Source organism: Streptomyces sp. NPDC044061 (assembly GCF_056434305.1).
The window spans coordinates 1-16296 of the sequence record NZ_JBWKFL010000033.1; the positions used below are offsets into that span (position 1 = coordinate 1).

The window sequence follows — 16296 nt, forward strand, 5'->3', positions numbered from 1 at the left end:
ACGTCCTGGTGGATACGCTCCTCGACCCGGGGGAGCCCATTCCCCCTGTGGCGACCGACATCCACGGCATCACCGACACCGACGTGGCCGAGGCGCCCTCGTTCGGGGACACCCTCGCGCAGCTCGAGACGGCCCTGGCCGGCAAGCGGGTCCTGATCTACAACGCGCCGTACGACGTCGCGCGGCTGCGGCACGAGTTGACCCTGCACTACCTCGAACGCTCTGCCCGGCAGGCCGCACGGGATGTGATGGATTCGGGTGTCCTGCCGTCGCTGTTGCGGGAGCGGTCCGTGGCCGAGGCGATGAAGCAGGCGGAGGCGTGGCTGGCCCGGTTCCGCTTCGAGGACGTGATGATCCCCTACAGCAATTGGATCGGGGACTGGTCGGACTACTGGGGCAACTACAGCTGGCAGCCGCTGTACGGAGGCGACCACCGGGCCATCTCGGATTGCCGTGCCGTCGTCGGCCAGCTGCGGGAGATGGCAGGCGACGCAGCCGCGAAGGCAGACGCAGCCTGATCTGCAGTTGCCGACAGCCCCTGCGGGGATAACTGGCTACGAAAGGGCCCGGTACCGACAGGGATGCGGCACCGGGCCCTTCGACAACCGTAGCGCGCAGCCCAAGGGAAGGCGCTGTTGCGGCGGCTACTCCGTGTCGTCCTGCTCCTCTTGGGCGCGCAGCGCGGCCTCGGCGGTCCGCGCCCGCTCCTCGGCGGCACGCTCCCGTTCTGCCGCCGCGCGGAGCTGATCCTTCGCCTCGTCCAGCTCGTTGCGCAGCTCGTCGACCCGGGTCTCCCGCGTCTCCAGCCGGGCGTTCGTCCGGTCGAGCTCGGCCTTCAGCCCGGCCTGGACCGTCTCGGCCGCTTCCTTCGCCGCCTGCACCATGGCCTCGGCGCTTCGCAGGGCCTGACGCCCGTTCTCCTCGGCCTCGGTGGCGCGCGCCTCGGCGGCCCCAGTCTTGCGGTCCGCCTCCTCGACCTTCGCCGCCGCGTCCGCCTGCGCCTCCTCGAGCGCCCGGGTCATCGCCGCGATGTCACGCTCGGCCTTGACCTTCGCTTCCCCCGCAGCGTTCTCCGCCGCCTGGACCTCCTCGGCCGTACGCCGGCGGATCTCGGCGATCTCGTCGGCCGCGCCCTGGCGAGCAGCGTTGACGTGCGTCTCGGCCAGGGCCCGCGCCTCCGCGACCTCGCGCCGAGCCTTGGCGCGCGCCTCCTCCGCCGACGCCTCCGCCGCCTCGGCCCTGGCGTCGGCCTCCGCGGTGATCCGCTCGACCTCGGCCTGGAAGTGGGCGCGGGCTTCCTCAAGCTCCGCCTCCATCTGCTCCGCGGCCTGGTTGGCGGCCGCCGTCTCCTGTTCAGCCGCCGCCTTGGCGTTCTGAGCAGCGATCTTGGCAGTGCGTTCCTGGTCGGCACGCGCGTCGGCCGTCGCGATCCGGGTGTTGGCGTGGCTCTCCACGGCGAGCACCTGGGCCTCGGCCGCCTCCGGGTCCGTGACCGTCTGCAGCAGCGTCACGTAGCGCTCCAGGGACGCGTCGAGCTGGGTGATCTGGCGGACGATGTCCTCGCGGACATTGACCGCGTCGGCCGCGGAGTCGGTGACGGGCTTGTCGGTCTCCGGCTCCTCCATGGCGGCCGCGCCCGCCGCGGTCCTGGCCGCCTTCCGCTTCGCCCGCCATGCGCTGCCGGCGTTGTGGTCCGGGCGGACGCAGTATTCCGGCGCCGGCCCGGGTGCCGACGGATCCTTCTTCGGCTCCCTCACGTCCCCGCACCCCGGGAACTTGCAGGTCACCTGTTCCGCGTTCTCCCCGGCCGGGGCACCGGCGGTGGGCTCGCTCATGAACGTTCGCTCTCCCTGGTCGCTGTGCAGTTCGGCGTCCGAGTTGTACCACAGAGATTCCATCTCATTTCATTGCATCACATCTCATCGCTGTGACGAGTTGAGATGTGATGGGATGGGTTCGGAGTGCACGCCGGGGCAGCGAAGGCCGCATGGAGGCCCGGTCCTGACCGTGGACTGCACGGCGCCCCCGGCCGGGACCGGGCCGGATCAAAAGTGCCAGAGGTGTGGCGCCGGGCGACTGGGGAGGCCAGGGAACAGGCGGCCGGACCGGCGGGACCCTGACGGCATGCCCCGACCGCACGCATGCCGGAACTGCCGACGCCCCCTCCACTGGACTGACGCCACGGGATGGCTCCACGGCGAACTCCCCCAGCACGCCGGGGAGGACATCACCTGCGGGAGGCCGATCCCCTCGTGTACCTACGGGGCCTGCGACCACACCACGACCGGCCCCGATGATGAATGCCCCTGCGCCTGCCACATCCCGGGCGCCGGCCCGCCTCCGATGGACTGCGCCAAGCACAAGGGCCACCGCCGGTTCGTCGGTGGCTGCGAGGACGGGCGCGTAGACCACCTGGTCCATGCCGCGCCTTCGGACTTCTGGAAGTCGTACGGGACGATGCTCCGAAACGGAACCCGGTCCTGGTATCGCATCGACCGCGAGGCGAGCGAGGGAACCGAGGTCGTCTACCGGTTCATCGGCTCCGGCCTCGAGTGTGCTCCGGGAGACCACGCGGACACCTGACTTATAACCTTGCACACATTGCCTAGTCATGCATAAAGCGGGTATGATGCGAGGGTTAAAGTCGCCACGCACGCGCGCAGGGAACACATGCGCCGATCAGCGGCAGGCTGACCCACTACGCCCCAACCGCCGGGAGCCCACCCATGGAACTCAAGCAGCCGCTCTGGCCCGACCCGGCACCCACCCTCACCAGCTGCACCTGTATGCCGCCCACCCGCCGGCCCTGCGGCCACTGCACCCACTGCGACACCTGCCTGGACTGCGGCCACTGCTCCGGAACCGGCTGCAGCTGCTCCTGCCCGACTGACGACACCCTGTTCGATCTCTCGGATCTCACCCCGGCCCAGCGTGAGCCCGTGTACTCAGTTCACTGCTTCTTCAACTGCGGCCACGTCACCCGAGCGGGAGATCCGTACACGTCCGGGGCTGCCATGGAGCAGCACTACACCGAACAGCACAGCGCCGACATTGACCGGGCCCTGGAATTCATCGACGGGAAGGCCCGCACCTCTTGCTGGCCGTGACCGGCACAACCCACCCACCGAACGGAGACCGCACGTGACCGAACGCATCCTCACCTGCCCCAAGTGCCGATACCCGGCAGACGTCGTCGTGGACGGCACCGTGCACGACGTCTGGGGCGCAGCCGTCATCGACGACGAAGGCACCGTCCGCCCCGTCGCCAACAAGGCGGAGGTCTGGGGTGGAGAGCACCTGCGTACCCGCGGCGTGTGCACGAACGACGACTGCCGCCACCAGTGGACGCTCCGCCGCCGCTTCGAGACACCGGGCCTATGACCCGCACACCACGCAAGCAGCCCGGGCGCGCCGATATCGCGCCCGGGCCTGCCCGGACCCTACCCACGGAGCACACCATGACCCAGCCCGACCGCTACCGGAACCGCACCGCCGAGGTCCAAGCCCGGCAGTGGACCGGCGACAACACCGCCGCCCTGCGCGCCCTATGCGGAGCCGACTTCGACACCATCGCCCCCGAAGACCGCGTCGATGACCCCGAGGAGACCGCCGCCGTCCGTGAGTCCGAGCACGGCACCTGGCGCGGCCTGAAGCCCGGCGACTGGGTGGTGAAGCGCGGCACCGAGCTGTTCGAGGTGAGCGCGGCCGACTTCGCCAAGCTGTACGAGCCCGCTCCGGCCGTGCCCCAAGCCAGCCTCGGCTTCCAACTCGCCACCGAGCCAATCCCCGACAACCCCGACTACGACAACACCGGCTGCCAGTGCCCGCCCGGCGACAACCAGTACCTCCTCGAGATCGAAGAAGGACAAGCCGTCCTCGTCCACGCCACCTGCGGCAAGCAGCCCCCGGCCAACTGGGGTGACTGGCACGACCTCGTCTCCATGGGGCCGATCCCCGTCACCGTGGAGTGGGAACGCGAGTGCGACGGCTCTCCCTGGCACGGGCTGACCCCGTGCGACGACGGCTCCTACATCGTGGTCACCGCGACCAGCGTGCCGGAGAACGTCCGTGCGGAGGCCCTGGAACTGTCCCACCAGCACGCCACCGAGACAAACCTGCCCGAGAGCCTGGAGCGCGACCGGGCGCAGCTCCTTGACCCGCAGCCCAAAGGGTTCGGCGTCGTCTGCGACTGCGGACACACCACCCCGCACCTCGAAACCGAGTGCGGCGGCCTGACCGAGCCGTTCATGGAAGGCCGCACCCCGGCAGAACAGGCCATCATCGACGCCCACGAGGGCCACGACCAGGCCGGCGCCCCGACCACCCACCGCGGGCTCCTCGAAGACTGCCCCGCCCCCGAATGCCAGGACCGGGTCATCGAGCAGCAGGACGACGACGAGCCCGAGCTGACCGAAGCCCAGAAGGCCTACAACGTCGCTCACTACAACCTGTTCCAGGAAGCCCTGTACGGCAACTGCAAGCACTGGCCCGCCGATGAACTCCTCACCGACGAGGGCAAGCGGCAGATGCGGGTCTACGCGGACGTCCTGTGCACCGCACAGACCCGGTTCGAAGCGGCCGCCCTGCTGAAAGCCGCCGACTTCTTCCAGGGCGTCATCGACAAGGTCCAGAAGCCCGAGGAGAACGCCCACTACTGGACCGGCGTCCAGCACACCGTCCAAGGCCTCCGAGCCCAGGCCGCCGACCTGCTGAAGGAGCTGTGATGCCGCAGCGAGTCCAGCGCACCCGCCTGCCCGGCCGGCCCGGCATCCCGGAAGGCGCCAAGTACGTCGGTCGCGGCACCCGCTGGGGCAACCCCGCCCGCATCGGCGGCTGGGCCTCCGCAGGCTCCGAGTGGCGCACCGGCGACCGCTGCGGCATCACCAAGGGCTGCCTCACCCAAGAAGAAGCCACCCTCTACTACCGGATGGGACTCCGCCACGGCGGCATAGTCGCCGAAGACCGCAACGGCGTCCGCCACGCCTACCCGCTCCCCAGCTACGAGGACATCCGCAACGAGCTGGCCGGGAAGGACCTCGCCTGCTGGTGCGACCTGCCCAAGCCCGGCGAGCCCGATCACTGTCACGCTGCCCTGCTCCTTCTCGTCGCGAACGACTACGGCGCCCCGGCTGGCGCAGGCATCTGCGACCGCTGCTGGAACTGGGAAGGCGACCCCGACAAGCACACGCGCTGCCCCGACTGCGGCCAGCCGTGGAACCGCCGCACCCCTGAGAGGACCACCCAGTGACCAGCCCGGACGATCCCGCCTGGCGGTGGGAGTTCCGCTGCGAGGACTTCGTCTACGCCCGTCTCGCCGACGCCCAGGCCGTGGCCGAAGACCTGACGCCCGGGCGTGAGCGCGACGAGGTCCTCTCCGACATCGACTCTCTGTACCTGATCGCGTCCCAGCACAACATCTGGGTCGACTTCCGCGGCCAGTCCCACGCGCGCTGCATCACCTGCAGGCCTTCCGACGGCGGCGTCCCCTGCCTCACCATGACTGGACTCGCCCGCTTGTGGCGCGACCACCCCGACTACGTGCCCGGCTGGAACCGGTGCATCGACAGGCCCGAGTCCGGCAGTGGCTTCACGTACCAGGAGTACAAGAAGCGCTCCACCATCTACACCCGCCGCAAGGCCGAGTTCGACGCCTTCTACGAGCGGTTCGACCTGGTCGCGACCGACGGCGGCGAGTACTGGAAGTGCCGGCTGTGCGGCGCCCGCGGTGAAGAGCAGCGCCTGAATCCCTACATCGGGTGGATCGACACCGGCCAGGTCTACAGCGACGGCCCCCGCCAACACCCTGCTTGCACGCCCGCCACCGCCCTCGAGAAGACGGAGACCACCACATGAGGGCTCTGACCGTGAAGCAACCATGGGCGGCCGCCATCGCCCACGGCCCGAAGCGCATTGAGAACCGCAGCAAGCCCATCCCGACAAAGCACGTGGGGACCACGATCCTCATCCACGCCGGCGCCGCCGAGGACGCCGACGCCCTGCCCGCGGACATGGTCCGCCAGTGGGCCCGCCAGTGCCGCGCGATCATCGCCGTGGCCACCCTCGCCGGCTGCCACAAGGACGAAGGCTGCTGCCGCCCCTGGGGGTTCCCCGACACGTGGCACTGGGAGCTGACCAATGTTCAGGCGCTCCCGCTCCCGGTCCGCCCGGTCCGCGGCCAGCTCGGCCTGTGGACCGTCTCCGAGGACGTCATCACCCGCGTGGAGGGGGCCTGCCACGACCTCCCCTACCAGCACGCACGCCGCATCCTGACCGCCCTCGAGGACGAGGAGCCCACCGCATGATCGGGCCCACAACCCGCTACTCCTGCCCACTGCCCAACTGCGGTTGGACACGTGACGTCCCGCCCAACGAGGGACCGATGGGCACCGAGGTAGCGCTGCGGGAACACGCCGACAGCCACAGCGTCCTCGAGTACGCGCGAGCGCTGTCCGACGCCCGCACCGAACGCGACCAGTACCAGGCTGCCTCTCGGTACTTCGCCCAGCGGATCCGGCACACCGCTTACGTCTGGATCACCACGCTGCCCGACACCATCCGCACCGCGGAAGTCGCCGACGCCCTCATGGGTATCGCCTCCTACTTCCCGGACCGGCCGGAGCTCCGCGACGACTTGTGGATGCGGATCGCCGGCGCGTACGAGGCCCGGTTCGAGAACGACGGCCACCCCGAAGACGCCCGGCACGCGGCGGACGAGGCGATGTCGGTCGTACAGCCCGTCATCAACGAACTCCGGGGCGAACGGGACCAGCTTGCGAAGAAGGTGAAGCGGCTGGATGCCATGGCGGCCGCGTGGGCGGAGCGACTGCCCGACACGATCCGCACGGCCACAGCGGTGGAGGCCATTCATCAGGTCACACGGGAAGGCGGCGCATGAACTCCTGGACCGTCGTCGCCACGGGCTTGGCCCTGCTCGCCGCCGGGTACGCCCTCGGCCGCTACCAGCCGGCCCGGAAGGCCTCCGACTGGGCGAACTGGCAGAAGTACGGCAAGCCCACCGGCCTGCGCTACGCCGCGGTGTTCACGATCCTGTCCGCCGAGAACCTCACCTGGCTCTTCCTCCACCCCGTCCAGGGCTGGCACGCCTGGCAGCACCGCAACGATCCGCCGCCGCCCCGCAGTCCGGCACCGCAGTTCGACCCGGACTGGGCCGCCAAGCGGCGCGCTGCGGCCCAGGAGGAGGGGTGAGGTGGCGGGTGTCGCGGCGGGAGATCCTGCGCCGCCTGGAAGCCCTCGAGGCCGCACAACGCCAGCCGACCCCGCCCCCGATGCCCGGCCAGGAGACGATCAGCGTGGCCACCATCGGCAGCCACACCTACGAAGGCCCCGGCCCGTGCAGGACGGAGCGCTTCGGCAGCACCTGCGGGGCGCACCGGTACGAACACCAGCTCGCTGACAACCAAGACCTTGAGGAGACGCGTTGAACAAGTTGTATGGGATCTGGACGCCCGTGAAGGCCGAAGACGGGAACGATCGGTCGTGGATGGAGTGGTGGCCGTCCCAGTCCGCCCTGTTCCGGTCGATGCGGGAACGCCTCTACATGCCGTCGACTCCCGGCGCGCTGACCGTGTCCCGGTGCACGGCCCGGTACGTGTACCGCGGGGAGAAGGACGACGCCCAGTTCTACGGCAGCAAGGCCAGTTCCGGCGTTCTGCTGTACGACGGCCCGGACGCGAAGGAGCCGTGCGAGGTGGTGGAGTTCGGGCCGCGGGGCGGTGTCCGGCGCCGGCCGTACCGGCCGGGGGTGGATGCGGTTACGCCGTCGACTCCGCCGTACATCCGCGAGAAGGTCGGCTGCCCGTAGCCGAGCTGCGGCCAAGCGGCCGGTGCCCCCGGAATGGGGTGGGAGAGCACCGGCCGCAGCCTGGCAGCGGAAGGGGACGATCTGCTGAGAGTGCGTCCGGCCTCTGATGCCGTGCTGCGATACGACACCAGAAACCGGAAGCACGCTCAGCCTTCCGTCCCTAATCCCCTCAGCAGATACCGGCCGGTAATTTCTTTTCCGGCCGGATCCGCCCAGGGGATGGGGTGTATCTATGTGATCACTGGCGATCACACTTGCAGGCCAGTGACCTCACGCCACAGAGCATGCAACACACACCAACTAGATATCTACGGCAGATCCTTTGCAGCAAAGCCGCATGTCATTAATTACGCTGACCCATAGTCAAAATGCATCCCGGGGGATAAAGCACCAATGAACCGCCACGCCCTGAAGAAGCTCCTAGCGGACCGGCGCGCCCAGATAGACCCGGCCTCCCACGGCCTACCCAAGCCCACCGGACCCGGCCGCCGCGCCCGCGGTCTCTCCCAGGCCCAGGTCGACGAGCTCCTCGGCTACACCGACCGCACCTACCACCGTCTGGAGTCCGGCAATTACGACAACCCCCCGGTTGACCTTTTGCGCGATGTCGCCCGCCTCTACAGCATGAACGAGCAGGAGTGGACCACCCTGTGCCGGTACGCGCGCGGTGAGAACCCGCCCTTCCCCCTGTACGACTCCTCCGGCGACGCGGTCCCCTCCGCCTGGCAAGACGCCGTCAACGGTGTCACGCATCCCGCCTACGTCACCGACGCATCCTGGAACGTCCTCGCCCACAACCGGGGCTTCGACGCACTGTTCGACGCCGGCCGCGCCCCCCGCAACACCATGCGGTGGATGCTGCTGGAGGGACGTGCGCAGCTGACGGACTGGGCGACCGCGTGGGCGCCGTTCGTCATGTCGCAGCTGCAGTACGCCCTCGCCGCACGCCCCGACGACCACGTCCTCAGCGGCATCGAGCAGGACGTCCTCGCCGACCGAGTCGCCCGGTCCCTGTACAAGGTCGGCGGCACCACCATCCACCCCGACGGTGACGAACGGCCGATCCGGCACGCCGTCCACGGCCCGGGCTGGGTCACCATATGTGTCGCCCAGCCCCTCACCGCACCCGGGTCCCGGTTCATGATCCTCGTTTTTCGGCCAGGTCGGCGCACGATGACGCAGCGCCCGTCGATGCTGCGGGCCCAGCTACATAACTAACTGCCCTGTCTTTTCCCGGCTTTGGAGGGCGGTGCGGAACGATGGCCGGACGGCACGGAGGAAACAAACAAGCCACTTTGCCGTAGCTTGACCTCGATCAGGTCGCGCTGTTCACAAGGGGGGACCCATGCCCGTCCACATCGCCCAACCCACAACAGTCCTCGCAGCTCACAAGGTGACCACCGCGGCGATATCCGACGACATCGCCGCCCACCACCCCGACCACCCCCGCCTCGGCGCGATCCTCCGCGTCATCGCCAACTGCGGCGTGAACACCCGCTACTTCACGCAGCCTCTGACCGCCGACACCATCTCCGGGCTGGCCAGCATCGGGGAACGCGCCCCACGCGCTTTCAACGACGGACTGGACATGGCCGAGACCGCCGCCCGCCGGACCCTCGAGCGGCACGGCCTCAGCCCGGGCGACGTCACCGGGATCATCACCACCCACGCCACCGGCTGGTCCGTGCCGAATTTGGACGTCCACCTCATCCACCGACTCGGCCTGCGCCCCACCAGCCGCCGGCTCGCCCTCACAAGCGCAGCCTGTGCAGGCGGAGTCCACGCACTCATCCGAGCCGCCGAACAGGCCCTCCTCTGTCCCGGCTCCCGCATCCTGGTCGCAGCCGCCGAAGTCCTCTCCACGGCCTACAACCACCGAGACGACCGAATCGAACACATGATCTACAAGGCCTTGTTCGGTGACAGCGGCGCAGCCACCATCGTCAGCTCAGACCCCCTCGGCCCCGGCCTCACCATCGACAGCCCCGCCGGCCTCTTCGAGTACGTCCTTCCGGGCAGCCTCACCCACTACGCCGGCCGTATCGACGCCGGCGGACTGCACTTCGATTCCACCAAGGCCGCCACCGGCGCCGCCAAGCAGGTCATGCCCGCCGTCCTCGACTGGCTGGACGGCCGCCCCGTCGACACACCGGTCATCCACCCTGGCTCCCGGCCCATCATCGCGGACACCGCGGAAGCCCTCGGCATGGACGAAAAAGACGCCCGGCACAGCCTCGACACCCTCAGCGAGGAAGGCAACCTCGGCGGCGTCTCGGTTCTGAGGGTCCTCGAGCGCACCCACGGCCAGGCACCCGCCGACGGCACCGGGGCACTGATGGTCGCCTACGGTCCCGGCTTCTCCGTCTCCGCCCTCCACGGCACCTGGACCACCTAACGAGGGCGCAGTGTCACACCCGCGTGTCACACTGCCGACAGGCGCTGCAGCGGCCATAGTTGGCGGTGCAGTCGCACACCGCCCGGTGCGGGTGGCCCCGGCCACTCGCCGATCGGCACCGGGCCCCACGCCGGCCTAGCTAGCCGGCGTCCAGCCTTCCGCCCCTGCCGCGAACCCCCGTCGCGGTGGGGGCGGTCGTGCGTCAGCGCTTGCCCAGCCACCTGCGGATGGCCATGCGGTCGACGCCGGCCTGCTGGGCGAATCCGGCCTCGGTGGCGTCCCCGCTATTGATGCGGGTAACGCCGATCTGCCGCAGCGAGACGAGCGCCTTGCGCTCGGCGACGCGGGCGGCGGAGCGCGCTGCGGAAAGTTCAGCGATGAGGTCTTCCGGGGCCTCAGTCATGAGCCGGTAGGCGGCGGTGAGGGCGGCCTCGCGGTCGTCACGGTCGTCCTCATCGGGGTACTGCTCTTCGATCTCATCGGCGGTGCGGAGGAGTTCGCCGACCTGGTCCTTGTTGAGGCCGTGGTCGTTGCCGAGCCAGGCTTCGAGTTCGTACAGCTGCATGGGGTCAGTCCTCCAAGGTGTCGCAGGCGTAGCAGTCGCAGGGGTAGGGGTCGACCGTCTCGCCGCCGACGGCCTCAGCGAAGGCGTTGCCCTCCTGGGTGCGGTGGGCGATGGGGGCATGAAAGACGTCCATCTGGTCGGTGGCGGTCTCGTAGAGTCGGCGGGCGTGGCCCTCGCCGCGGTGGGCTTCGGCGACCCAGATGTTCATGATCTCGCGACGGTCGGTGGAGACGTACAGTTCGGCGATGAGCGTGCCGTCGACGTCGCGGGTCTCCCAGATGTGGTTGCTGCTGGCGTCGCCGTAGTAGTCGCCGGTGCGGCTGGTGATCGTCAGCATGCCGGTCCCCTCCGGGAGCGACCCTCGCTCCATCTGTAGACCAGACTACAGTCAAGCCTGTAGACCTGTCTACACCTGGACGCCCTACGCCCCCAGCCCCGGCTCGGGATTGCACACCCCGCACATCTCCACCGCCAGGCTGTCGTCCTCCAGGGCGAGCAGGACCTCCTGCCGCTCGAGGTAGCCGTGCTCCTTCTTCCAGAGCCCGCACCCGCCGCGGTGCAGCACCGTCCTGCGGTCCCGGGCCGGCTCGAGCTTCCACCGCTGCTCCGCGTACGCGCGGGCGGCGGCAAGCTTGTCCCGCTCCACCTCCGCCTCCACCGTGCGGATCTTCGCCCGGGTCGCATTGAGCTGCCAGTCCAGCCACTCCTCGAGGGCACGAAGCTTGGCGAGACGTTCCACAGGCGGAAGATCGGACATGCGTTCGAGTCTATCGACAGCAAAAAAGAGCCCGCCATCTGGGCCTGAGCCACAGATGGCGGGCAATACCTCCCGGGTGTCCGCCCACCCTACGTCTCACTACAGGTACGGCGGAAGGACCCGGGCCACGTGCCCGGCGAGCGCGGCCGCCCTCGCCGGGTCCACTCCCTCCGGGGCGCCGGCCAGGGTCGGCACCAGCCAGTCCGGGCCCAGCACCCACACCGGCCCGGGCCAGTCGTCCGCGTACGCCTCCAGCTGGCCGCCCGCCACCGGGGAGCCGTGGACCACCAGCAGCGGCCACACGCTCACCCCCGGCAGCCCGAGCGCCCGACCGACCCGGTCGGCGTAGCCGGCGACGGCTTCAACCTGCCGGTGCCGGTCCTCCCGGCCGCAGCACACCCGGCCCCAGATGATCGACGTGGTCCGGGAGCGGTCCCAGCGCTTCGTATCCAGGATGACGAGCGCGGTCCCGCACGGCGGCACCAGGACGTGGTCAAGGTTGGCCCTGCCGGGTCCCGGTAATCGCCGGTCGTGGAAGATGTGCCAGCCCACCGCCTCGAGCGGGCGGAGCATCGCCGCGGTGTACTGCTCCCACTCCGCGCCGAGCGCCGTACGGGCCGCGAGAGCATCCGCATGGCGCGCCGCCGAGTTGAGGCCGAGCGCGGCCAGGAGACGACGCCACAAGCCCCGACGGGCGGCGGCACGCTGCTCCTGACCCCACCGGGCCGCAGACCCACCAGCGGTCACCCCTGGCCGTCCTTCGCCCGGTCCATGGCCTCCACCAGCTCGCCCGCGTACTGGGCGGCGACACCGTGCGGGGAGCAGAAGTCCCGCAACTCCTCGGCGTACTTCCGGGCCGCGGCCACCTCCGCCAGCAGCGGCCGAACGAGCTCGCCTGCCTGCCGGACGACGTCGGCCAGGTCGGCGTGACTGTACGGGTCGTCGTCCTCCATGAACCCTGCATCACACAGGGCCCGGCGGATGCCGTCCAGCTGGTGCTCCTTCGCGCGGCGGGCTTGGAGGGCCAGACGGAGACGCCGCTCGACGTCCAGCGGCTGACACGTGTCCAGCTCAGTCGCTTCGGTCGCTGTTTGGTCGGTCATGTGACGTTCCTCCACGTCTTGGTAGTGGGTCGGGCATGGGCACGGCGGCGAGGTCGTCGGCGCGCATCTCGTATTCGTTGCAGGCCTGCCAGTGCCGCGATCAGCAGCAGCGCGGACGAGCCGGCGAGCAGGTCGACCGCCCAGCGCGGCAGGCCTGGGGTGAGGATGTAGAGCCAGAGCAGGGCGTTGCCGGTGCCGACGGCGGCGCCGACAAGGCTTCCGGTGATCAGTCCGAGGTGCCCGAGCGGGCGGATGCTGCGCATGAGAGCCCTCCCGGGCGTTGATCGGTGCTGCCCGTCGATGGCGGGGTCACGATGAGTAGGCGCCCGCCTGTGGGCAGAGGAGACTTTCGTTACGCTGCGTGCATCAGTCGTAGGACATGCCGACGTCTGTAAAGTCGCGGTAGTGCGGAAACCGCCGACGCAGATCGGCGATGTGGTCGACGATTTCCTGCGCGTACGCGAACAGCTCAGTGCGCGGCTTCCGCAAGTTGGCGAACTGCTCGTGCCGCCGCGCCTCTTGCTCGTAGCCTCCAGGCTCTGCGACTAGAAGCCGAATACGGTCCCCGGTCCGACCGGCCAGCTCCTTGAAACGGCGACTGGCCGTCTGGGTCGTGCCGATCTTGACGAACTCGCTGTCACGCCTCCACGTGATGTAGTAGACGCACCCCATCTCCTCAGCTGTGTCCGGGGCGACAGCACTCTGAGCTGGCGTTAGAGCTTCGCGGCTGCTGATGCACACCGTTGAGGCGTCCCGTGCCTTCTGAAGCCGGAAGATCTCCGCCATGTCGATTGAGGGGCCTGGCTTGGTCCGCCGAGAGAAGTGGCTGTGGAGCGCCTTTCGGTGCTCCTCGCACACAGGGATGTCGGCAACGAACAGCGCCGCCTCTGCCGAGCAAGCTGTTGAAGCACACATGAAGCCGGGCATTGCACCCTTCCTCGAATTGGTCACGATGTCCGTCGCCGGGCGGTTAGGCCAGCAGCCCGGTTCGACTCGTACTGCCAGCGAGGCGCCCGAAGCTCCACCTCGTCCGGGCGGATCAGACCTCGCACAATGGCCATGGCCACCGCGTTCTCACGGTTCTTCGCCCCGAGCCGACGGTAAATCTCCCGCCAGTAGTCGTTCACCGTGTGCGGGGACAAGACCAGCATTTCCGCGATCTCCCGGCTGGAGTAACCGTTCGCAGCCAGGCGGAGGAGCTGAAGGTGCTGGGGATAGAGGTGGAGGCCCGGAGACGGGTCGGGCCCGCCGTGCGACGACGGCGGGCCCACCTGAACTGGTGCGGTCACGCGGCGGCCCCGTACGGCTCGAGGGCCGCGGCGCCGGGCAGGTACAGCGGATGCCGCGGCTGGCCCGTGGACGTCGTCCCCAGGCACTGCAGGGCCACGCCACGGGCCTTCAGCGCGGCCGTGACCTCCGGGCCCCGGTTCCCGGTTACTCCGGCTGCGCCCCAGGCGGCTATGACCGTGCCGGACATGCGCACGGCCTGCCGGATGAAGACGTCGTTGTGCCGGCCTACCGGGTCCGGGTGGTGGAGCAGGGCACGCGGGTCGGTGCTGCGCAACCCGAAAAGGTTCACCACCACCAGACCGCCAGCGCCCAGCTTCCGGGCAAAGCCGTTCTTCCCAGCAAGGCGCCGAATCGTCGCGTCGTCCTCGAGGGAATCAGCCGTCGACGGATTCAGCATCAGAAAGACGACCGGCTTCACCGTCGGGTCCCAGATCCGGGTCAGCAGGTACCGGTACTCGCGGGCGCTGCTGTCGAAGACGGCGGCGGCGATGCCGCCGGCCAGGTCCTGCTTCTGCTCCACGTGCACGGACAGCTCGGTGTCGGTGGGCATCATCGTCAGAACGGTCACCGATACTTCCTCTGCATCTCGAGGGAGTGGTTGATGACCGCCCCGTGCAGCTTGCTGTTGTAGCGCGCGTCCGCCAGGGCGTGATGCTCACCCCCGTCCTGGACCGGCAGCTCCAGGCGCTCCGGAAGGCTGGCGTCCGCGATCAGCGACTCCAGCTCGGTGAACCACCGCGGGATCTGGTCCGGCATCACCGACCAGTCGTTGTCCCACAGGGAGTGCAGGCGGCAGATGTCCTGGCCGCCGTACCAGGCGAAGAGGCGGGTCTCCGTGGCATCCGTGTTGGCGAAGTACGAGGCGATCCCGGACCGGATGGCGATGTCGCTGTGGATGTCCGGGTGCGCGTAGTCCAGGTCGTGGCCTTCGGTCGGCAGGTAGGGCCACACGTTGTCGACCATCCACGGCACCGCGAGTAGTGCATCGACATTCATGCCTCGGTTCACGGCGTAGTAGTCGACGCCTTCGTGGTCGGTGAGGCCGATGGATACCAGGCCACGGGTGGTGGGGTCGGCGGGCAGGAACTCGCAGTCCAGGTAGACGAAGCGGGTCTTCTTCATGCTCGGGTGGTCTCCTTCTTCGTGAGCGTTGTCAGGCCGCGACGGTGGCCAGCGGGCAGGGCTCCAGCGAGTACTCGCCCGGGGCGGATCGCCGGCAGCTGCAAGAGATGTCCTCGCGGATGTGAGAGCAGACCTCGAGGTCTGTTCGCTCCTCGCCGTCGTCGTCGAAGTACTCCTCGCACTCCCGCTCCAGGCACTCCAGGCCGCCAACCCAGACCGGCACCTGCTGGTGCTCGGGCTCCGGAGTCGGTGTGATGCCGCGGGCGGGGCGAACGTGGTCGCGGCCCTCGCAGCGGTCCCACGGCACCATGTCGCCGAGCTCGGCGGAACAGGCCGGGCAGGCGGTCCCGGCGGGCGCGGACAGGCAGAGGATGCCGTCGTCGTAGGGCTGGTGGTTGCACATCCACTGGTCCCAGGCCTCGGTGTACCGCTCGGGGATCGGCTTGTGCGGGCAGTGCTCGGTTTCGGCGTCCCAGTAGAACTGGGCGGGCTTGTGGTCGTGGAGCTGCATCAGGGACTCCTTGGACGGAGGGTCAGGTGCGCCGGTCGGTGAGGGTGCGGATGGTGTGTTGGAGGATGTGCGGGCCGAGCTCGATCAGCGCGAGCGGCCACAGCAGGAACGCGCTCACGCGGCAGCCCTCTCGGGGCGGCCCTGGACGGGTCGGCCGTCGTGGCGGGCGCGGAGTTCGTCGGCGGTGTCGCGGAGCAGCTCGAGGGCCTGCCGCTTGCCGATGCCGGGACGGCTGAGCCAGGCGGTCAGGCTCGGCGCCGGGATCCGGTCGACGAGCAGCTGCTCCAGCTTGCGGACGGCGGGTGTGCCCGCGCAGGTCGGGGAGCCGTGCAGGACGATCGCGAGGGCTCCCGCGATGTCGACTCGGCAGAGCTCGAGCGGCGTACCAGCGGCGTGCTGACGGGTGTCCCACAGGAAGTTCCTGCAGAAGCCGTTGCCCTCGAGGACGTCAGCCGCCTGGTCCAGGACGGGGATCGCCTCCCGCTCCGTCTCCTCCTGCACTTCCTCGGCGAGCCGGCGGGTCTGCGCGGCGTGCATGCGGCGCAGGTCGTCGGCGATCGGTCCGCAGGTCGGGCAGTGCAGGGCGTGGGTGAACGCGGCACGCTCCATCTCGCGGACGCTCACGTCCATAGGCAGGGTCGCCTTCAGGGCGGCGAACTGGGTGCAGGCGGTTGTGAGGGTGTCGGTGGCGATTGCGCGGGCCATGCCGGGCCTTCCGTCAGGCTGAGAGT

General features: G+C 69.4%; 27 protein-coding genes. 14 read left to right on the top strand and 13 right to left on the bottom strand.

Features of this window, described 5'->3' with window-relative positions:
- Positions 1-518 (top strand): exonuclease domain-containing protein (locus AC07CM_RS37500; RefSeq protein ID WP_478880980.1); only part of this gene is annotated, 518 nt, incomplete at its 5' end.
- 126 nt (positions 519-644) lie between these two features.
- Here AC07CM_RS37500 and AC07CM_RS37505 read toward each other — a convergent pair.
- Positions 645-1898, bottom strand: a complete 1254-nt coding sequence (locus tag AC07CM_RS37505; RefSeq protein WP_478880981.1) for a hypothetical protein — start codon at positions 1896-1898, stop codon at positions 645-647.
- A gap of 445 nt (positions 1899-2343) precedes the next feature.
- On the opposite strand from AC07CM_RS37505, the gene AC07CM_RS37510 reads away from it, so the two are divergent.
- The 13 genes from AC07CM_RS37510 (at position 2344) to AC07CM_RS37570 (ending at position 10217) form a co-directional block, all read left to right on the top strand.
- Positions 2344-2583, top strand: coding sequence for a hypothetical protein (locus AC07CM_RS37510; RefSeq protein ID WP_478880982.1), 240 nt, complete (start codon positions 2344-2346; stop codon positions 2581-2583).
- Between the two features lie 143 nt (positions 2584-2726).
- Positions 2727-3107: a hypothetical protein gene (locus AC07CM_RS37515; protein WP_478880983.1), complete on the top strand. Its 381-nt coding sequence runs from the start codon at positions 2727-2729 to the stop codon at positions 3105-3107.
- Positions 3108-3141: 34 nt separating this feature from the next.
- Positions 3142-3381 (top strand): hypothetical protein, encoded by a 240-nt coding sequence (locus AC07CM_RS37520; RefSeq protein ID WP_478880984.1) that lies wholly within the window; start codon positions 3142-3144, stop codon positions 3379-3381.
- A gap of 77 nt (positions 3382-3458) precedes the next feature.
- Positions 3459-4724 carry a hypothetical protein gene (locus tag AC07CM_RS37525; protein WP_478880985.1) on the top strand — a complete coding sequence of 422 codons (1266 nt, stop codon included), beginning with the start codon at positions 3459-3461 and terminating at the stop codon, positions 4722-4724.
- On the top strand, positions 4724-5248 hold the full coding sequence (locus tag AC07CM_RS37530; protein WP_478880986.1) for a DUF4326 domain-containing protein: 525 nt from the start codon (positions 4724-4726) through the stop codon (positions 5246-5248). Before AC07CM_RS37525 ends, AC07CM_RS37530 begins: the two co-directional genes overlap by 1 nt.
- The gene (locus AC07CM_RS37535; RefSeq protein ID WP_478880987.1) at positions 5245-5853 is read left to right on the top strand and encodes a hypothetical protein; all 609 of its coding nucleotides are present in this window, start codon (positions 5245-5247) and stop codon (positions 5851-5853) included. The genes AC07CM_RS37530 and AC07CM_RS37535 overlap by 4 nt, the downstream gene beginning before the upstream one ends.
- Positions 5850-6302, top strand: a complete 453-nt coding sequence (locus AC07CM_RS37540) for an ASCH domain-containing protein (RefSeq protein WP_478880988.1) — start codon at positions 5850-5852, stop codon at positions 6300-6302. The genes AC07CM_RS37535 and AC07CM_RS37540 overlap by 4 nt, the downstream gene beginning before the upstream one ends.
- Positions 6299-6895, top strand: a complete 597-nt coding sequence (locus tag AC07CM_RS37545; protein ID WP_478880989.1) for a hypothetical protein — start codon at positions 6299-6301, stop codon at positions 6893-6895. Before AC07CM_RS37540 ends, AC07CM_RS37545 begins: the two co-directional genes overlap by 4 nt.
- Entirely contained in the window at positions 6892-7206 is a 315-nt protein-coding gene (locus AC07CM_RS37550; protein ID WP_478880990.1) for a hypothetical protein, read from the top strand. The genes AC07CM_RS37545 and AC07CM_RS37550 overlap by 4 nt, the downstream gene beginning before the upstream one ends.
- Entirely contained in the window at positions 7203-7442 is a 240-nt protein-coding gene (locus tag AC07CM_RS37555) for a hypothetical protein (RefSeq protein ID WP_478880991.1), read from the top strand. The genes AC07CM_RS37550 and AC07CM_RS37555 overlap by 4 nt, the downstream gene beginning before the upstream one ends.
- Positions 7439-7822 carry a hypothetical protein gene (locus AC07CM_RS37560; protein WP_478880992.1) on the top strand — a complete coding sequence of 128 codons (384 nt, stop codon included), beginning with the start codon at positions 7439-7441 and terminating at the stop codon, positions 7820-7822. Before AC07CM_RS37555 ends, AC07CM_RS37560 begins: the two co-directional genes overlap by 4 nt.
- A gap of 393 nt (positions 7823-8215) precedes the next feature.
- Positions 8216-9040 (top strand): MmyB family transcriptional regulator, encoded by an 825-nt coding sequence (locus AC07CM_RS37565; protein WP_478880993.1) that lies wholly within the window; start codon positions 8216-8218, stop codon positions 9038-9040.
- 127 nt (positions 9041-9167) lie between these two features.
- Positions 9168-10217, top strand: a complete 1050-nt coding sequence (locus AC07CM_RS37570) for a beta-ketoacyl-[acyl-carrier-protein] synthase family protein (RefSeq protein WP_478880994.1) — start codon at positions 9168-9170, stop codon at positions 10215-10217.
- Between the two features lie 202 nt (positions 10218-10419).
- Here the strand turns inward: AC07CM_RS37570 and AC07CM_RS37575 are convergent, their stop codons facing one another.
- From AC07CM_RS37575 to AC07CM_RS37630, 12 genes are all read right to left on the bottom strand, one after another.
- Positions 10420-10782 (bottom strand): hypothetical protein, encoded by a 363-nt coding sequence (locus AC07CM_RS37575; protein WP_478880995.1) that lies wholly within the window; start codon positions 10780-10782, stop codon positions 10420-10422.
- Between the two features lie 4 nt (positions 10783-10786).
- Positions 10787-11119 (bottom strand): GNAT family N-acetyltransferase, encoded by a 333-nt coding sequence (locus AC07CM_RS37580; RefSeq protein ID WP_478880996.1) that lies wholly within the window; start codon positions 11117-11119, stop codon positions 10787-10789.
- Between the two features lie 84 nt (positions 11120-11203).
- Positions 11204-11539 carry a DUF6233 domain-containing protein gene (locus AC07CM_RS37585; protein ID WP_478880997.1) on the bottom strand — a complete coding sequence of 112 codons (336 nt, stop codon included), beginning with the start codon at positions 11537-11539 and terminating at the stop codon, positions 11204-11206.
- Between the two features lie 99 nt (positions 11540-11638).
- Positions 11639-12223 (bottom strand): nuclease-related domain-containing protein, encoded by a 585-nt coding sequence (locus AC07CM_RS37590; RefSeq protein WP_478880998.1) that lies wholly within the window; start codon positions 12221-12223, stop codon positions 11639-11641.
- A gap of 59 nt (positions 12224-12282) precedes the next feature.
- Entirely contained in the window at positions 12283-12642 is a 360-nt protein-coding gene (locus tag AC07CM_RS37595) for a hypothetical protein (RefSeq protein ID WP_478880999.1), read from the bottom strand.
- Positions 12639-12905 carry a hypothetical protein gene (locus AC07CM_RS37600; RefSeq protein ID WP_478881000.1) on the bottom strand — a complete coding sequence of 89 codons (267 nt, stop codon included), beginning with the start codon at positions 12903-12905 and terminating at the stop codon, positions 12639-12641. The genes AC07CM_RS37595 and AC07CM_RS37600 overlap by 4 nt, the downstream gene beginning before the upstream one ends.
- 103 nt (positions 12906-13008) lie before the next feature.
- The gene (locus AC07CM_RS37605) at positions 13009-13569 is read right to left on the bottom strand and encodes a GIY-YIG nuclease family protein (RefSeq protein WP_478881001.1); all 561 of its coding nucleotides are present in this window, start codon (positions 13567-13569) and stop codon (positions 13009-13011) included.
- Between the two features lie 20 nt (positions 13570-13589).
- Positions 13590-14018, bottom strand: a complete 429-nt coding sequence (locus AC07CM_RS37610; RefSeq protein ID WP_478881002.1) for a response regulator transcription factor — start codon at positions 14016-14018, stop codon at positions 13590-13592.
- Positions 13928-14500 (bottom strand): DUF1643 domain-containing protein, encoded by a 573-nt coding sequence (locus tag AC07CM_RS37615; protein WP_478881003.1) that lies wholly within the window; start codon positions 14498-14500, stop codon positions 13928-13930. The genes AC07CM_RS37610 and AC07CM_RS37615 overlap by 91 nt, the downstream gene beginning before the upstream one ends.
- Complete coding sequence (locus AC07CM_RS37620) at positions 14497-15054, bottom strand: hypothetical protein (protein WP_478881004.1); 558 nt, start codon at positions 15052-15054, stop codon at positions 14497-14499. The genes AC07CM_RS37615 and AC07CM_RS37620 overlap by 4 nt, the downstream gene beginning before the upstream one ends.
- A 31-nt stretch (positions 15055-15085) precedes the next feature.
- On the bottom strand, positions 15086-15565 hold the full coding sequence (locus AC07CM_RS37625) for a hypothetical protein (protein WP_478881005.1): 480 nt from the start codon (positions 15563-15565) through the stop codon (positions 15086-15088).
- Positions 15566-15679: 114 nt separating this feature from the next.
- The gene (locus tag AC07CM_RS37630) at positions 15680-16270 is read right to left on the bottom strand and encodes a DUF6197 family protein (RefSeq protein WP_478881006.1); all 591 of its coding nucleotides are present in this window, start codon (positions 16268-16270) and stop codon (positions 15680-15682) included.
- Positions 16271-16296: the final 26 nt, after the last annotated feature.

Excerpts from the sequence above, each read along its gene's own strand:
- AC07CM_RS37630 (WP_478881006.1), bottom strand. The coding sequence starts at position 16,270 with ATGGCCCGCGCAATCGCCACCGACACCCTCACAACCGCCTGCACCCAG.
- AC07CM_RS37505 (WP_478880981.1), bottom strand. The coding sequence starts at position 1,898 with ATGGAATCTCTGTGGTACAACTCGGACGCCGAACTGCACAGCGACCAG.
- AC07CM_RS37540 (WP_478880988.1), top strand. The coding sequence starts at position 5,850 with ATGAGGGCTCTGACCGTGAAGCAACCATGGGCGGCCGCCATCGCCCAC.
- AC07CM_RS37510 (WP_478880982.1), top strand. The coding sequence starts at position 2,344 with ATGGACTGCGCCAAGCACAAGGGCCACCGCCGGTTCGTCGGTGGCTGC.
- AC07CM_RS37595 (WP_478880999.1), bottom strand. The coding sequence starts at position 12,642 with ATGACCGACCAAACAGCGACCGAAGCGACTGAGCTGGACACGTGTCAG.
- AC07CM_RS37580 (WP_478880996.1), bottom strand. The coding sequence starts at position 11,119 with ATGCTGACGATCACCAGCCGCACCGGCGACTACTACGGCGACGCCAGC.
- AC07CM_RS37530 (WP_478880986.1), top strand. The coding sequence starts at position 4,724 with ATGCCGCAGCGAGTCCAGCGCACCCGCCTGCCCGGCCGGCCCGGCATC.
- AC07CM_RS37570 (WP_478880994.1), top strand. The coding sequence starts at position 9,168 with ATGCCCGTCCACATCGCCCAACCCACAACAGTCCTCGCAGCTCACAAG.
- AC07CM_RS37545 (WP_478880989.1), top strand. The coding sequence starts at position 6,299 with ATGATCGGGCCCACAACCCGCTACTCCTGCCCACTGCCCAACTGCGGT.
- AC07CM_RS37550 (WP_478880990.1), top strand. The coding sequence starts at position 6,892 with ATGAACTCCTGGACCGTCGTCGCCACGGGCTTGGCCCTGCTCGCCGCC.
- AC07CM_RS37565 (WP_478880993.1), top strand. The coding sequence starts at position 8,216 with ATGAACCGCCACGCCCTGAAGAAGCTCCTAGCGGACCGGCGCGCCCAG.
- AC07CM_RS37620 (WP_478881004.1), bottom strand. The coding sequence starts at position 15,054 with ATGAAGAAGACCCGCTTCGTCTACCTGGACTGCGAGTTCCTGCCCGCC.
- AC07CM_RS37605 (WP_478881001.1), bottom strand. The coding sequence starts at position 13,569 with ATGCCCGGCTTCATGTGTGCTTCAACAGCTTGCTCGGCAGAGGCGGCG.
- AC07CM_RS37575 (WP_478880995.1), bottom strand. The coding sequence starts at position 10,782 with ATGCAGCTGTACGAACTCGAAGCCTGGCTCGGCAACGACCACGGCCTC.
- AC07CM_RS37515 (WP_478880983.1), top strand. The coding sequence starts at position 2,727 with ATGGAACTCAAGCAGCCGCTCTGGCCCGACCCGGCACCCACCCTCACC.
- AC07CM_RS37525 (WP_478880985.1), top strand. The coding sequence starts at position 3,459 with ATGACCCAGCCCGACCGCTACCGGAACCGCACCGCCGAGGTCCAAGCC.
- AC07CM_RS37625 (WP_478881005.1), bottom strand. The coding sequence starts at position 15,565 with ATGCAGCTCCACGACCACAAGCCCGCCCAGTTCTACTGGGACGCCGAA.
- AC07CM_RS37600 (WP_478881000.1), bottom strand. The coding sequence starts at position 12,905 with ATGCGCAGCATCCGCCCGCTCGGGCACCTCGGACTGATCACCGGAAGC.
- AC07CM_RS37585 (WP_478880997.1), bottom strand. The coding sequence starts at position 11,539 with ATGTCCGATCTTCCGCCTGTGGAACGTCTCGCCAAGCTTCGTGCCCTC.